This is a genomic window from Amycolatopsis eburnea (genome assembly GCF_003937945.1).
GTDB classification, from domain to species: domain Bacteria; phylum Actinomycetota; class Actinomycetes; order Mycobacteriales; family Pseudonocardiaceae; genus Amycolatopsis; species Amycolatopsis eburnea.
Genome location: NZ_RSEC01000036.1, coordinates 1,206,604 through 1,219,472 on the forward strand (window position 1 = coordinate 1,206,604; position 12,869 = coordinate 1,219,472).

A 12,869-nucleotide genomic window follows, 5' to 3' on the forward strand; every position below is an offset into this window, starting at 1 on the left:
GAGGGCTGGTTCGCGCTGCTCGGGGGTGCGGGCGAAACAGCCCTCGGCCGGGGCGAGTACCGGCGCGGGTCCGATGGGGCGATCGGCCGGCCGCGCTCGCCGGATCAGGGGAGGACGCCACTTTCTCCAGGAAAGATGCGCTTCCTCTCGGGGAGGACGTCACTTTCCCTAGGAAAGATGCGTGTCCTCACGCGGACTTCACTTGACGGGGTCAGGCGGTGACCGCTCGGCGCGGGTTCACGAGCGCGTGGCGACCGGTGGTCTCCGCCGCGGTGGGGGCCGGGTGGGCCGGGACCGGGCTCTTGCGGCGGCCCTGCAGGCGGCGGTCGGACGGCGCCTGCTGCTGCGGGGCCAGCCCGCCGGCCACCAGGTGTTCGTGCGCGACCTGCCAGACCGAGCACGGCGCCTTGCAGCGGTGCCACCGGGTCGAGCAGGTCGGGCAGTCGCCGCGCTCGTCGGGCTCGTGCATCTTCAGCATCGCGCGCCACGCCTCCGTCAAGCGGGGCAGTTCGGAGCGCGCGACCGAGACGAGCGACTGGGCGTCGGCGCGGTTCGCCAGGTCGGTCAGCATGTCGAGGCGCTCCCAGACCGCGTTGCGGAGGACCTGCCCGAGTACCTGATCCATGTCAGCTCACCGTTACCTTTCCGCCATCTTGGCGGCTTCGTTGAGCGCGGCGCGCAGCTGGCCGAGCTGGCCGGACGTCAGCCGCGCGGTCTCGCCGGGGGGCGAGACCAGTACCACCTGGTTGTCTTCGACGAACACCGTCACCGCGCGTTCCCGGCTGATCAGGTCGCCGCACTGCACCCGCCACACGAGCTGACCGCCCTCGTAGTGGCGGACGCTCGCGGTGCGGGGGTCCACCGCGGCGGCCGGGGTGACGGGACGGACGGCGGAGACGGGAGAGACCGTCGCGACCGCCGGCCGCACGGCGCGGGTGGCCGTGCCGGCATGTCCTCCTGCGAACGAGTCCACGAACTCCACGCCCTTCTCCGCTCTGTCGAAAGTCTTCGAAGATGCCTTCTGCAACATCTCTTTGTCACAACGCTGCGGTTTTCGTAGCTCTCCGTGATCGCTGCCGGTGTCCGGGCGGTGACGGAGATCTGACAACTACAGTGAGGTGCAACCGGCTGCGATAGAAGGTCGAAATGGCGTCATAGCGGTGACCGGACTCGGTTCCACGGTAAGCGGTCAACGGACTTCGCCCGGACCGATCAGGGCGCCAGTTCGGCAGTTCACACGGTTCACCAGGTTTGCCTACGCTGTTTCACAGACGCCCGACCGGACAGTGGAGGGGGCGCGATGGACGCCAGTAACGGTGGCAGTGCCGAAGCCCGGCAGAGCCACGCGGTTCCCGCTGACGCGTGGGAGCAGCCCGAGATGAGAGCTGCTCTCGCGACGCGCGAGATCAGCGGCGTCTACCGCCTCTTGCGCAAGCACGGTGTCTCGCAGCGCCAGATCGCCGCGATGACCGGACAGTCCCAGTCCGAGGTGTCCGAGATCCTCAAGGGTCGCCAGGTCATGGCCTACGACGTGCTCACGCGCATCGCCGACGGCCTTGGTGTCCCGCGGGGGTACATGGGCCTCGCCTACGACGAGGCCACGGCGATACGCGTCGTCGGCTCCGCCGACGGCCAGCAGGCTGAGGAGGACGAGTCCGTGAAGCGACGGAGGTTCCTCGCGCACGCCGCCCAGGTCACGATGGGTGCGGCGGTGTTCGGTCCGGAATCGGGCACCTGGTCGGCGGGACCGGCGCGCACGCCGGCGCCCGGCCGCATCGGCATGACCGACGTGCGCCAGGTGGAAGCCGCGACGCGCGCGCTCCGGGCGCTGGACTACCAGTACGGCGGCGGGTTCTGCCGCGACGCCGTCGTGGCGCAGCTGTCCTGGGGACAGCAGATGCTCGAGGCGCACGGCACGGAAATCGTCAAGAACCGCCTGTACGTGGCGCTGGCCGACCTCCACTCGCTGGCCGGCTGGACCTCCTTCGACACCGGCCTGATGGACTCCGCCCGCGGGCACTTCGCGAACGCGCTGGACCTGGCCAAGCAGGGCGAGAACCACCCGCTGGTGGCCAACGTCCTCTACCGCATGGGCCGCGTCTACCTGCACCAGGACGCCCCGAACGACGCGCTGAAGCTGTTCCAGCTCGGCCAGATCGCCGCCCAGGAAAGCGGTTCCGAGCTGGCGGTTTCCGTGCTGTGCGCGAACGAGGCCTGGGCCTACGCGATGATGGGCAACGAAGAGCAGGCCGTGAAGCTGCTCGGCCGGAGCAAGGACGAGTTCGAGCGCGCCAACCTGGCCGAGGCCGAGTCCTGGGTGAAGTTCTTCACCGAGACCGACGTCTACGCCATGGTCGGCACCGTCCACACGGTCCTCGCGCAGAAGAACGCCGAGCACACCAAGTACGCGATCCCGGCGCTGACCAGGGCCGTCGACTCCTACGACGACGAAATGGCCCGCTCCAAGACGTTCATGCTGAGCGCGCTGGCCACCAACCACCTGCTCGACGGCGACCTCGACCACGGCGCCAAGGTCGGCGGCAAGGCCATCGACTGCGCCGAGGGCATCAAGTCCGAGCGGGTCAAGGACCGGATGCGGCCGCTGCAGGAAGAGGCGGAGCGCCGCCGCAACAACGCCGACGCACGTGACCTCGCCGATCGCCTCCACGCTTTCTACGCCGCATAACGCCGGGGGCAGCGGGGACACCGGGGCCGTCTTGGCCGGCCGGTTCACAGCCGGGAAACTGCGCGGCGTGCTGGCGGAGACGTGCGCCCTGCTCGGGGTCGACCCGGCGGGCGCGCGGCTGCTGCGGTTCACCAACAACGCGGTGTACGCGCTGGTCAGCGCCCCGCTCGTGATCCGGATCGTCGGCTCGACCCGGCTGCGGCACCGCGTCGGCACCGTCGTGCGCGTGGCCCGGCACTTCGAACGCCACGGCGTCCCCGCGATCCGGCTCCTCGACGGCGTCGAGCAGCCCCTGGAGGTCGGCGGGCACCTGGTGACCGCGTGGCACCAGGTGCCGAGCATCGGCCGCCCGGCGACCGCCACCGACCTCGCCCGGCTGCTGCGCCAGGTGCACGCGCTGCCCGCGCCCGACGGCCTCGCCGAGTGGGCGCCGTTCGCCGCGGTGCGGGCCCGGGTGTCCGACGCCGAAGAGCTCGGCGACGCCGACCGTGAGTTCCTGCTGGAGCGCTGTGCCGAGCTCGAAGACCGGCTGGCCGGGCTGGACTTCCCGCTGGCCAGGGGCCTGGTCCACGGCGACGCGTACCCCGGCAACGTCATCCCCGGCCCGGACGGCCCGGTGCTCTGCGACTTCGATTCCTCGTGCGTCGGCCCGCCGGAGTGGGACCTGACGCCGCTGGCCGTCGGCCGCGAGCGGTTCGGTGACCCGCCGGTGCACTACCGGACGTTCGCCGCGGCCTACGGCTTCGACGTGACGTCGTGGTCCGGGTTCGCGGTGCTCCGCGGCATCCGCGAGCTGAAGCTGACGACGAGCGTGCTGCCCATCCTGCGCAGCCGGCCGCAGGTCCGGCCGGAGCTGTTCCGCCGGTTGGCCGACCTCCGCAGCGGCCGGACGGACGTGCGCTGGACGCGTTACCGCTGACCGTCATCTGTCACTTCATGTGACCGGGACCACAGTCTGCACGTGCATTCGCCGACTGCAAATGACCGTTCGTCGCTTCGGAAATGGCGTCCGCTCAGGGTAGAAAGTTCGGCCCGACGGGTCGCCCCCAATGGTCTACCCGTCATCCCAATGCGCAACTTGCAGCTACGCGCCGTGACTTCGCGCCGGTTCTACCAGCGGGGAAGGGCTTTCAGGAGGCGACGACGGGCGCCCGCGTCAGCACGACGGCGAACCCGAAGGCCAGCCCCATCACGGTCAGCTCCAGCGTCGCCCACGCGGCGAGCGCGGTCCGCTGGTGCCGGACGATCTGCGGCATCAGCCGCCAGCGGACGTTCGCGCCCAGCAGCGCGATGGCGGCGGTGCACACCGCCTTCAGGATGAGCAGCTGCCCGTACGGCGTCGTGAAGATCGCCGCCCAGAACCCGATGGTCGGGTTGAGCGAGACCTCGACCAGCCCGTTGAACAGGCCGGTCGCCGCGGAGATGACCAGGCAGAGCGTCGCGAGCTTCGAGAACCGCGGCAGCGCGTGCGCCAGCAGCGTCCGGTTCGCCACCAGGAGCACGGCCATCGCGCCGAGGCCGCCGGTCCAGGCGACGGCGCTCATGACGTGCAGCTCCATCGAGATCATCGTGTAGTCGTGGTAGTTCCAGTTCGACGCGTGCCCGGTGACCGGCAGCGGCAGCAGCGCGAACAGGCCCAGCCCGACGCGCACCTCCGCGGGCACCTTCTCGCCGAACCGCAGCGCCAGCGCGCCGATCCCGGCGTGGGCGAGCGCGAGCACGGCGACGATGACGAGCGCCTTCCCGGCGCCGACGTCGGCGATGTACTGCCCGATGTCCGACGGTGAGAGCGTCGACGAGCCCGGCTTGTACTCCGCGGTCTGCAGGATCAGCGCGACGACCGCGGTCGTGGCCCAGACGAGCGCGGCCGCGACGCCGGCCGGGCGGGCCAGCCGCATGATCGGCTCGGTGAGCTTCGGCCGGTCGTAGCCGACGAGCACGGACAGCAGCGCGAGCCCGATGGTCGTGACCGCGGCCAGGTCGAGCAGGACCCGCACGACCGGGATGCCGGCCGAGACCACCGCGTCGGGCTGCACCACGCCGGGAACCGGCGCGGTGGCGGTGAGCGCGACGCCGATGAGGGCGCCGAGCAGGCCCGCCGTGACGACGCACAGCAGCGTCGAATAGCGGACGTTCGTGGTGGTCTCGGCCTGCGTCATCAGTTCTTCTCTTCGACTTTGCCGCCCGAGCGCAGGGCGACGGTCAGCCCGATGGCCAGCAGCACGACGGCGCCGGCGATCCAGACCCAGATCGGCACCCCGGTGGACGACGACTGCTGCGGCGACGCCGAGGACGCGCTGCCCGGCGAGCGGGCCGCGTCGACGGTCGCCGGCGTGCCGGTGCCCGCCGCGGTCAGGGTGAAGGTGAGCTCACCGGTCACCGGGTGGCCGTCCGCGGACAGCACCCGGTAGCCGACGGTGTACTTCCCCGCCGGGCCGAGCGGCCGCAGCGGCGCGCTGATGACGTTGTTCACCACGCTGATCGGCCCCTCGGCCCACTGGCCGCCGCCGGGTCCGGTCACCGCGATCTGGTTGACGTCCGCGCCCTGCACGTACTGGTCGAACGTCAGGCTGATCTTCTGCGGGCCGGCGGCCACGGACGAGCCGTTCGCCGGGTCCGAGGAGATCAGCACGTTGTGCGCCAGCGCCGGGGTGGCCGTGCCGAGCACGGCCACCACCGTCAACGCCAGCGCGACGAGCGCCTTCCGCATTTAGCTGTTGCCTCCCGACTTGGCCGTGGCCTTGCGGGCCCGGATGGTCGCGCCGGCCCCGACGCCGAGGCCGACGGCGCCGACGAGCAGGCCGGCCCCGCCCAGCCAGCGGGCCGTGCTGTCGGACGACGACGCCGCCGCTTCAGTGTGCTCCCCGGTGGTGGACGCCGTGCCCGCGGCCATCCCGTGCTCGTCGCCTTCGGACTTCGCGGCCAGCTTCACGACCGGCGCCGGGTGCTCCGGCTCCTCGCCGCCCGCCGGGGTCGGCTGGTTCCAGTCGACGACCTTGCCGTCGCTGTAGGTCTGGTGCGCCGGGAACTCGACCTGGTCCACGTTGGTGGGCAGCGGGCCGAAGGAGACCGAGAACTCCTGGTAGTCGGTGGCCTTCAGCTCGCTGCCCGGCTGCGCGGTCCACGTCACCGCGGTGACGGCTTCGGTGACCTGCGTGCCGTTGTCCTTGGTGATCGGGGCCGGCAGCTTCGACTTGGTGACCTCGGCGGTCCAGCCGGGGACCGGCTTCGTCCGCACCGAGCCGATGCCGTAGTCCGCCTTGAAGTCGACGACGACCTTGGTGGTCTTGACGGGGTCCTTCTCCTCGCTCGGCACGCGGAAGACGATCGCCGCGTAGCCGCCCTTCGTGGGCTGCGGGCCGTAGACGTTGGCGGTGACGTGGGCGGACGCGACGCCCGCGCCGAGGAGACCGGCGGCACCGACGGTGGCGGCGAGGAAACCGGCGCGCTTGAAGACGTGCTGGGACATGGGTTCACTCCTGATGAACTCAGTAAGGGGCAGCGGACTCGGGGGTCCGCTGTGTCGGGGGTGAGCTGGGTTTCAGGAGTGGGCAGGCGGGCCGCGCCGCCCGTGGATCCGGCGCAGGTCGACGCCGACGAGGTGGTCCGGGCCGCCCTCGCGGGCGGGGACGAGCGCGGGAGCCGCGGCCGGGACCGGCAGCGGGGTGAGCAGCCGCGGCAGGATCGCGCGCAGCACGGCCAGCACCGTGAGCAGCGTCGCGTCCGCGCGGGCGAGCAGGAGCGCGGTGAGCAGGGTCGCGACCGCGTGCGCGGCGATCATCCCGGCGCCGGCGGGATCCGGCGCCGAGTACATGTCGTGGTGCCCGGCGAGCGTGGTGAGCAGCAGGTGCATCACCAGCTGGGCGGTCCCGAGCAGGGTGATCGTGGCCACCGGGCCGCGGGCCTTGCGGGTGAGCGCGGTGGCCGTCCAGCCGAACAGGCCGGTGAGCAGCAGCGTCATCGCCGGGTCGGGCAGGCCGCCGTCGGCGAGCCGGTGTGCGGTAACGGAAAGTACCGCGGCACTCACGGCGAGCAACGCACCCCGGGTGGCGCCGAGCACAGCGGGTCGCCGTGCCGGAACGCTCATGAGCAGCAGCTTAAGGGACCTGCCCCCGGGTGAGCGTGTGATCCCGTGCAGTGAGCACACACCGAGTACACGCCGCACGCCACGCCGTGGTTCAGCTCATTTCTTGCCGATCCGGGCGGGTTGGGCCACGGTGGGCGGAACCGGTAGCCGACGACGGGGGTTTGGACCGGCTGCGCTCTGGGTACTGAGCCGTCGGTCAGCAACTAGCCCGTTCGGGTGAAGGCCGGCGTGAAGGGCGGGAGAGCGGACACGGATGAACCTCTTCGACTACATCTCCGACCGGGCGAGCAAGCTCTGGTTGGAGGCCTACCTGCACACCAGCATGGTCGTGCAGTGCACGATCCTCGCCGCGGTCCTCGGCGTGCTGATCGGGATCGCGGTCTACCGCAGCCCGATCGGTTCGGCGGTGGCCACGGCGCTGGCGAGCACGATCCTGACGGTCCCGTCGTTCGCCCTTCTGGGCCTGCTGATCCCCCTTTCGGGGCTCGGCCCGACGACGGCCGTGATCGCGCTGGTGCTCTACGGCCTCCTGCCGATCGTCCGGAACACCATCGTCGGGCTCGACGGCGTCGACCCGGCCATCACCGACGCCGCGCGCGGGATCGGGATGAGCCGCTTCGGCGTGCTCACCCGGGTCGAGCTGCGGCTGGCGTGGCCGGCGATCCTCACCGGCATGCGGGTGGCGACGCAGATGCTGATGGGCATCGCGGTGATCGCCGCCTATGCGAAGGGCCCCGGCTTCGGCGCCGAGGTCTTCTCCGGGCTCACGAACGCGGGGAGCACGAACTCCCTGAACCAAGCCGTCACGGGCACGGTCGGGGTGGTCATCCTCGCCCTGATCCTCGACGGCGTCTACGTCCTGATCAAGCGCTTCACCGTCTCTAGGGGTGTCCGTGGCTGAGAACGAGGAAGTCTCCGGCGTCGAGATCGAGCTGGAGCACGTGACGAAGCGGTACCCCGGCACCCGCGACGCGGCCGTCGACGACTTCTCCATGGTCGTGCCCGCCGGCAAGATCGTGGTCTTCGTCGGCCCGTCCGGCTGCGGCAAGACCACGACGATGCGGATGATCAACCGGCTGGTCCAGCCGACCTCCGGCAAGATCACCATCGGCGGCGAGGACGCGGGCAAGCTCGACGTCGACACGCTGCGCCGCCGGATCGGCTACGCCATCCAGCAGGCCGGGCTGTTCCCGCACTTCACCGTGGCGCAGAACATCGCGGTGGTGCCCGGCCTGCTCGGCTGGGACAAGAAGAAGGTCAACGACCGGGTCGAGGAGATGATGGACCTGGTCGGGCTCGACCCGGCCGACTTCCGCGACCGCTTCCCGCGCCAGCTCTCCGGCGGGCAGCAGCAGCGCGTCGGCGTCGCGCGGGCGCTCGCCGCCGACCCGCCGGTGCTGCTGATGGACGAGCCGTTCGGCGCGGTCGACCCGATCACCCGCGGCAACCTGCAGGACGAGCTGCTGCGGCTGCAGGACGAGCTCAAGAAGACGATCGTGTTCGTCACGCACGACTTCGACGAGGCCGTGAAGCTCGGCGACAAGATCGCGGTGCTCGGCAACCAGTCGTCGATCATGCAGTACGACACCCCCGAGGCGATCCTGGCCAACCCGGCGAACGACACGGTCGCCGGCTTCGTCGGCGCGGGCGCGTCGCTGAAGCAGCTGACGCTGCTGCGGGTCCGGGACGTCGAGCTGCAGCAGGACGCGCTGACCGCGACCGTGTCCGACGACCCGGCCGAGGTCCGCAAGAAGCTCGAAGGCCAGCGCAAGCACTTCGCGCTGGTGCTGGACGCGCGCCGCCGCCCGACGCGCTGGGTGCACGTCCGCGAGCTGACGGCGGGGGCGTCGCTGGCCACCGCCGGCAAGCCGCTGCGCGACATCGTCAGCCTGCAGTCGACGCTGCAGGACGCGCTCGAGGCGATGCTCGCCGAAGGCGGCTCGGTGCCGGTGACCGGCGCCCGCGGGGAGTACGCGGGCACCATCCAGCTCGACACCGTGATCGCGACGATCCAGCAGCTGCGGGACGAGCACACCAACGGTGAAGAGGTGTCCGCATGACGGCTGCCGTCGACACCGGTTTCAGCACCGAGTCCGGTTCGAAACGCGCGGAACGCGTCCGGCTGCTCGCCCAGCCCGTCGCGGTACTGGTGATCGTCGCCGTCACGCTGATCTTGGTGTTCTCCAGCGGGCTGAGCGCGACCGAGAAGGAGACGCTCAACGCGTCTTCGCTGCTCACGGCGCTGTGGGACCACCTGCTCATGACGATCGTGGTGACCGCGATCGTCGTGCTGGTCGCCGTGCCGCTCGGCGTGGTCGTGACGCGGCCGTGGGCCCGCTTCCTCGCGCCGGTCTTCCTGGCGATCGCCAACATCGGCCAGGCCGCGCCCGCGCTCGGCGTGCTGGTGCTGTGGTTCATCGTCACCGGCGCGGTCGGCGGGCTGTGGGTGGCGGCGCTGCCGCTGGCCTTCTACTCGCTGCTGCCGGTGCTGCGCAACACGATGGTCGGCATCCAGCAGGTCGACGAGTCGCTGATCGACGCCGGCCGCGGCATCGGGATGTCGGCGAGCGCGGTGCTCTGGCGGGTCGAGCTGCCGCTCGCGGTACCGCTGATCCTGGCCGGCCTGCGCACGTCGCTGGTCCTGGCGGTCGGCACGGCGACGTTCGGCATGTTCGTCAACGCCGGCGGGTTCGGCCTGCTCATCGACACCGGCTACAAGCTGAACCTGACGTCGGTGCTGGTCACCGGTTCGGTGCTGGCGGTCGCGCTGGCGCTGCTGGTGGACTGGCTGGGCGCGGTCGCCGAACAGTTCTTCGGACCGAAGGGGCTGCGATGAAACTCCGGCGACTCAAGGCCCTGCTCGGGGTGGCGGTGCTCGGCGCGACGCTCTCGGCGTGCGGCCTGACCGTCAACCAGGCGGTGCCCTACGACATCCGGCCGGGCACGATCCAGCCGATCCCGGCGCTGCAGGGGCTGAAGGTGACGGTGGGGTCGAAGGACTTCACCGAGAACATCATCCTGGCGTACATGGCCGAGATGGCCCTGACCGCGGCGGGCGCCGACGTCGTCGACCTGTCCGACATCAAGGGCTCCAACTCCTCGCGCCAGGCGCTGCTGTCCGGCCAGACCGACGTCACGTGGGAGTACACCGGCACGGGCTGGATCAACTACCAGGGCAACGAGCTCCCGGTGCCCGGCGGGGAAAAGGCCCAGTACGAGGCGACGGCCAAGGCGGACGAGGAGAAGTTCGGCGTCACGTGGCTGAACTACTCGCCGCTCAACGACCAGTACGCCTTCGCCGTCACCGAGGCCTACGGCGCGAAGAACAACCTGAAGACGACGTCCGACCTGGCGGCGTTCGTCAAGCAGAAGCCGGACCAGGCGGTGTTCTGCTTGGAGACGGAGTTCACCAGCCGTCAGGACGGGTTCCCGGCCGCGGTCAAGGCGTATGGCTTCCAGAACCCGACGGTGAAGAACTTCGGCATCGGCACGATCTACTCGGCGGTGGCGAGCGGAACGTGCCCGGTCGGCGAGGTCTTCACGACGGACGGCCGGATCTCGGGGCTCAACCTACGGGTGCTGGAGGACGACAAGAAAGCGTTCCCCCAGTACAACGCGGTGGCGACGCTGCGCACCGAGTTCATCAAGGCCCACCCGGAACTGCGCGGCCCGCTGGAGGCGGTCAGCGCGGCGATCGACAACGAGCAGATGGTCGAGCTGTGCAAGCAGGTCGACGTCGACGGCCAGGACGCGGGCAAGGTGGCCCACGACTGGATGGTCAAGAAGGGCTTCATCAAGTAGCCCGCGCGGGGGCGCCCCCGTTTTCCACGCTACCGGCCGGCACCGACAGTTTCGCGGTGCCGGCCGGTGCCGTCAGAGGCCCAGCCGGTGCAGCAGCTGGCCTTCCAGCCGCTCCAGCTCGCCGGCCACGGCGCGGTGCACGGACTTGCGCCGCGCCGTCGGCATCCGCTCCGCCGCGCGGACCGACGCCGACAGCTGCTCCAGCGTGCCGAGGGAGTCCTTCGCGAACTCCTGGTCCGCGGTCGACGCCTTCTCGGACTTCTGCAGTTCGCGGCAGCCGTCGGCGACGCCGGCGATGCGGGCGTGCAGGGCCGCGCCGCGGCCGGTGTACAAGCCCAGCTTGTCGACCGAGACCCCCAGCTTGCGCGCCTGGTAGCGGTCGTACGCCTCCCGCGCGGCACCCGCCGCGCGCACCGCGAACGGCGCGACCACCGGGATCACCGCCGGGCCGAGCACCTTCGCCACCGCGACCGCGTTCTTCGCCTTCTTGGGGGTGAACCTGGCTTCACCCTCGACCTTGGCCTTGCGCGCCATGGCACCTCCCTGCGACGTGTCGACGTCGAACTTACTGGTAGCCAGGGTGGCGGGCATGTCGGCTCGGCGGTGGGAAACTAGAGTGATCTCCATGCAGGGTGAGGTGGTACTCGACGCGGGCGCGGTCAGCCGCTGCCGTCGCCGCGTGCACCTCGAGCACGACCCGGCGATGCGCGAGGTACCGCTTTCCCCGCCGGACCCGACGGCGCAGCAGCGGATCGACGACGCCACCGCGCACCGCGAAGACATCGTTGCCAGGCTGATGGCCGCGAACCCCGGCCACTGGGTGAAGATCGGCCGTGACCTGCCCGCGCACGAACGCGTCGAGCGCACCGAGCAGGCCTTCGCCGCGCAAGCGCAGTACATCTGGGGCGCGCTGCTGCCGGTGGACCCGGCCGGGCACCGCCGCGGCGGTATCGATCTGCTCGTGCGCACCGGTCGCGGCTACGTCCCGGTGCTCGTCGTGCGCCACCGCATCACCGACCGCGGCGCGGGCGCGGTCGTCACCGAGCTGACCGACCTCGATCCCGGGCACCGCAAGGCGGACGACGCCCGCAAGGTCCGCTCCCAACCGCGTGACCAGCTCCGGCTGGTGCACATCCGCCGCATGCTGCAGACGCTCGGGCAGGCCGACGAGGCTCTCACCACCGGGGGCGTGATCGGCCTCGACGCCGACGTCGTCGTCTGGCACGACCTCGCCGCGGGCACCTGGCCCGGCGGCCGCAGCGCGCTGACCGAGTACCAGGTCCGGTTCGCCGACCGGCTCGCCATCGCCAGCGCGGCCGCGAACGGCGAGGAGCCGCTGGCCGAGCCGTCGCGCGTGCTGGAGTGCCGCCGCTGCCCGTGGTGGCCGACGTGCGAGGTGGTGCTCACCGAGAGCCGGGACGTCAGCCTCGTCGTCCGCGGCGAGGACGCGGTGGAGCTGCGCCGCGCCGGCGTGTCCACTGTGGACAAGCTGGCCGCGCTCGACCCGGCGGGCGAGCCGCCGGCGGTGAACTGGACGGGCGTCACCTTCCCGGACGCGGTCGTGCTCGCCCGCGCCTGGCTGGCCGACCTCACCCTGGTGCGCCGCGTCGAGGCGGTCGACGTGCCGCGCGGCGACGTCGAGGTCGACGTCGACATGGAGAGCTTCGGCGACGCCGGCGCGTACCTCTGGGGCTGCCTGCTGACCGGCGCCGACATCGGCGTGCCGCAGGGCTACCGCGCCTTCGCGACGTGGGACCCGCTGCCGACCGGCGACGAGGCCCGCTCGTTCGCCGAGTTCTGGGCCTGGCTCACCGACGTCCGCGAGCGCACCGAAGCGGCGGGGCTGACCTTCCGCGCCTACTGCTACAACGCGCTCGCCGAGAACCGCTGGCTCTTCGGCTCCGTCGAGCGCTTCGGCGACCACCCAGGCATTCCCTCGAAGAAGGACATCCAGTCCTTTGTGGACTCCGAGGAGTGGGTCGACCTCTTCCGCAGCGTCACCGACCAGTTCCTGTGCTCCCACGGCAAGGGTCTGAAGGTGATCGCGCCGGTGGCCGGGTTCTCGTGGCGTGATCCCGAGGCGGGCGGCGAGGCTTCGATGCGCTGGTACCGCGACGCCGTGGGCATGGACGGCGAGAAGCCGGACGACGAGCAGCGCGAGCGGCTCCTGCGCTACAACGAGGACGACGTCCTCGCGACGCGGGCACTGCGCGAGTGGATCAGCGCGCGGGCCCAGGCCGAGGTCCCGTACATGTTCGACCTCTGAGGTGCTTTGTCGACTAAGACACTTGCCTG

At 71.1% G+C, this 12,869-nt stretch carries 14 protein-coding genes; 7 read left to right on the forward strand and 7 right to left on the reverse strand.

What is annotated here, in order from left to right; genetic code table 11:
* Positions 1-211: 211 nt before the first annotated feature.
* Positions 212-625 (reverse strand): hypothetical protein, encoded by a 414-nt coding sequence (locus EIY87_RS18460; protein WP_125309522.1) that lies wholly within the window; start codon positions 623-625, stop codon positions 212-214.
* Between the two features lie 12 nt (positions 626-637).
* A complete protein-coding gene (locus EIY87_RS18465; RefSeq protein ID WP_003069007.1) occupies positions 638-982 on the reverse strand; it encodes a hypothetical protein in 345 nt (114 codons plus the stop codon).
* 318 nt (positions 983-1,300) lie between these two features.
* Between EIY87_RS18465 and EIY87_RS18470 the strand changes: the two genes are divergently transcribed.
* Positions 1,301-2,686 (forward strand): helix-turn-helix transcriptional regulator, encoded by a 1,386-nt coding sequence (locus EIY87_RS18470; RefSeq protein ID WP_125309525.1) that lies wholly within the window; start codon positions 1,301-1,303, stop codon positions 2,684-2,686.
* Positions 2,687-2,717: 31 nt separating this feature from the next.
* The gene (locus EIY87_RS18475; RefSeq protein ID WP_125309527.1) at positions 2,718-3,605 is read left to right on the forward strand and encodes a phosphotransferase family protein; all 888 of its coding nucleotides are present in this window, start codon (positions 2,718-2,720) and stop codon (positions 3,603-3,605) included.
* Between the two features lie 211 nt (positions 3,606-3,816).
* Here the strand turns inward: EIY87_RS18475 and EIY87_RS18480 are convergent, their stop codons facing one another.
* The 4 genes from EIY87_RS18480 to EIY87_RS18495 form a co-directional block, all read right to left on the reverse strand.
* On the reverse strand, positions 3,817-4,845 hold the full coding sequence (locus tag EIY87_RS18480; RefSeq protein WP_125309530.1) for a copper resistance D family protein: 1,029 nt from the start codon (positions 4,843-4,845) through the stop codon (positions 3,817-3,819).
* Positions 4,845-5,396 (reverse strand): copper resistance CopC family protein, encoded by a 552-nt coding sequence (locus EIY87_RS18485; RefSeq protein ID WP_191984148.1) that lies wholly within the window; start codon positions 5,394-5,396, stop codon positions 4,845-4,847. Before EIY87_RS18485 ends, EIY87_RS18480 begins: the two co-directional genes overlap by 1 nt.
* Entirely contained in the window at positions 5,397-6,155 is a 759-nt protein-coding gene (locus EIY87_RS18490; RefSeq protein ID WP_125309533.1) for a YcnI family copper-binding membrane protein, read from the reverse strand.
* Positions 6,156-6,227: 72 nt separating this feature from the next.
* The gene (locus EIY87_RS18495; protein WP_125309958.1) at positions 6,228-6,722 is read right to left on the reverse strand and encodes a hypothetical protein; all 495 of its coding nucleotides are present in this window, start codon (positions 6,720-6,722) and stop codon (positions 6,228-6,230) included.
* A 304-nt stretch (positions 6,723-7,026) separates the two neighbouring features.
* Between EIY87_RS18495 and EIY87_RS18500 the strand changes: the two genes are divergently transcribed.
* The 4 genes from EIY87_RS18500 to EIY87_RS18515 are packed head-to-tail and all read left to right on the forward strand — an operon-like array spanning position 7,027 to position 10,574.
* A complete protein-coding gene (locus tag EIY87_RS18500) occupies positions 7,027-7,674 on the forward strand; it encodes an ABC transporter permease (protein WP_125309535.1) in 648 nt (215 codons plus the stop codon).
* Positions 7,667-8,833: an ABC transporter ATP-binding protein gene (locus EIY87_RS18505; protein ID WP_125309537.1), complete on the forward strand. Its 1,167-nt coding sequence runs from the start codon at positions 7,667-7,669 to the stop codon at positions 8,831-8,833. The genes EIY87_RS18500 and EIY87_RS18505 overlap by 8 nt, the downstream gene beginning before the upstream one ends.
* Positions 8,830-9,609, forward strand: a complete 780-nt coding sequence (locus EIY87_RS18510; RefSeq protein WP_125309539.1) for an ABC transporter permease — start codon at positions 8,830-8,832, stop codon at positions 9,607-9,609. The genes EIY87_RS18505 and EIY87_RS18510 overlap by 4 nt, the downstream gene beginning before the upstream one ends.
* Positions 9,606-10,574 carry a glycine betaine ABC transporter substrate-binding protein gene (locus tag EIY87_RS18515; protein WP_125309541.1) on the forward strand — a complete coding sequence of 323 codons (969 nt, stop codon included), beginning with the start codon at positions 9,606-9,608 and terminating at the stop codon, positions 10,572-10,574. The genes EIY87_RS18510 and EIY87_RS18515 overlap by 4 nt, the downstream gene beginning before the upstream one ends.
* Before the next feature lie 72 nt (positions 10,575-10,646).
* Here the strand turns inward: EIY87_RS18515 and EIY87_RS18520 are convergent, their stop codons facing one another.
* Positions 10,647-11,108, reverse strand: a complete 462-nt coding sequence (locus EIY87_RS18520) for a DUF6474 family protein (protein ID WP_125309543.1) — start codon at positions 11,106-11,108, stop codon at positions 10,647-10,649.
* A 91-nt stretch (positions 11,109-11,199) separates the two neighbouring features.
* On the opposite strand from EIY87_RS18520, the gene EIY87_RS18525 reads away from it, so the two are divergent.
* Positions 11,200-12,840 (forward strand): TM0106 family RecB-like putative nuclease, encoded by a 1,641-nt coding sequence (locus EIY87_RS18525; protein WP_191984149.1) that lies wholly within the window; start codon positions 11,200-11,202, stop codon positions 12,838-12,840.
* Positions 12,841-12,869 lie beyond the last annotated feature (29 nt).

Coding starts and splice junctions, on each gene's coding strand:
- EIY87_RS18460 (WP_125309522.1), bottom strand. CDS start 625: ATGGATCAGGTACTCGGGCAGGTCCTCCGCAACGCGGTCTGGGAGCGC.
- EIY87_RS18470 (WP_125309525.1), top strand. CDS start 1,301: ATGGACGCCAGTAACGGTGGCAGTGCCGAAGCCCGGCAGAGCCACGCG.
- EIY87_RS18480 (WP_125309530.1), bottom strand. CDS start 4,845: ATGACGCAGGCCGAGACCACCACGAACGTCCGCTATTCGACGCTGCTG.
- EIY87_RS18485 (WP_191984148.1), bottom strand. CDS start 5,396: ATGCGGAAGGCGCTCGTCGCGCTGGCGTTGACGGTGGTGGCCGTGCTC.
- EIY87_RS18490 (WP_125309533.1), bottom strand. CDS start 6,155: ATGTCCCAGCACGTCTTCAAGCGCGCCGGTTTCCTCGCCGCCACCGTC.
- EIY87_RS18500 (WP_125309535.1), top strand. CDS start 7,027: ATGAACCTCTTCGACTACATCTCCGACCGGGCGAGCAAGCTCTGGTTG.
- EIY87_RS18510 (WP_125309539.1), top strand. CDS start 8,830: ATGACGGCTGCCGTCGACACCGGTTTCAGCACCGAGTCCGGTTCGAAA.
- EIY87_RS18515 (WP_125309541.1), top strand. CDS start 9,606: ATGAAACTCCGGCGACTCAAGGCCCTGCTCGGGGTGGCGGTGCTCGGC.
- EIY87_RS18520 (WP_125309543.1), bottom strand. CDS start 11,108: ATGGCGCGCAAGGCCAAGGTCGAGGGTGAAGCCAGGTTCACCCCCAAG.
- EIY87_RS18525 (WP_191984149.1), top strand. CDS start 11,200: ATGCAGGGTGAGGTGGTACTCGACGCGGGCGCGGTCAGCCGCTGCCGT.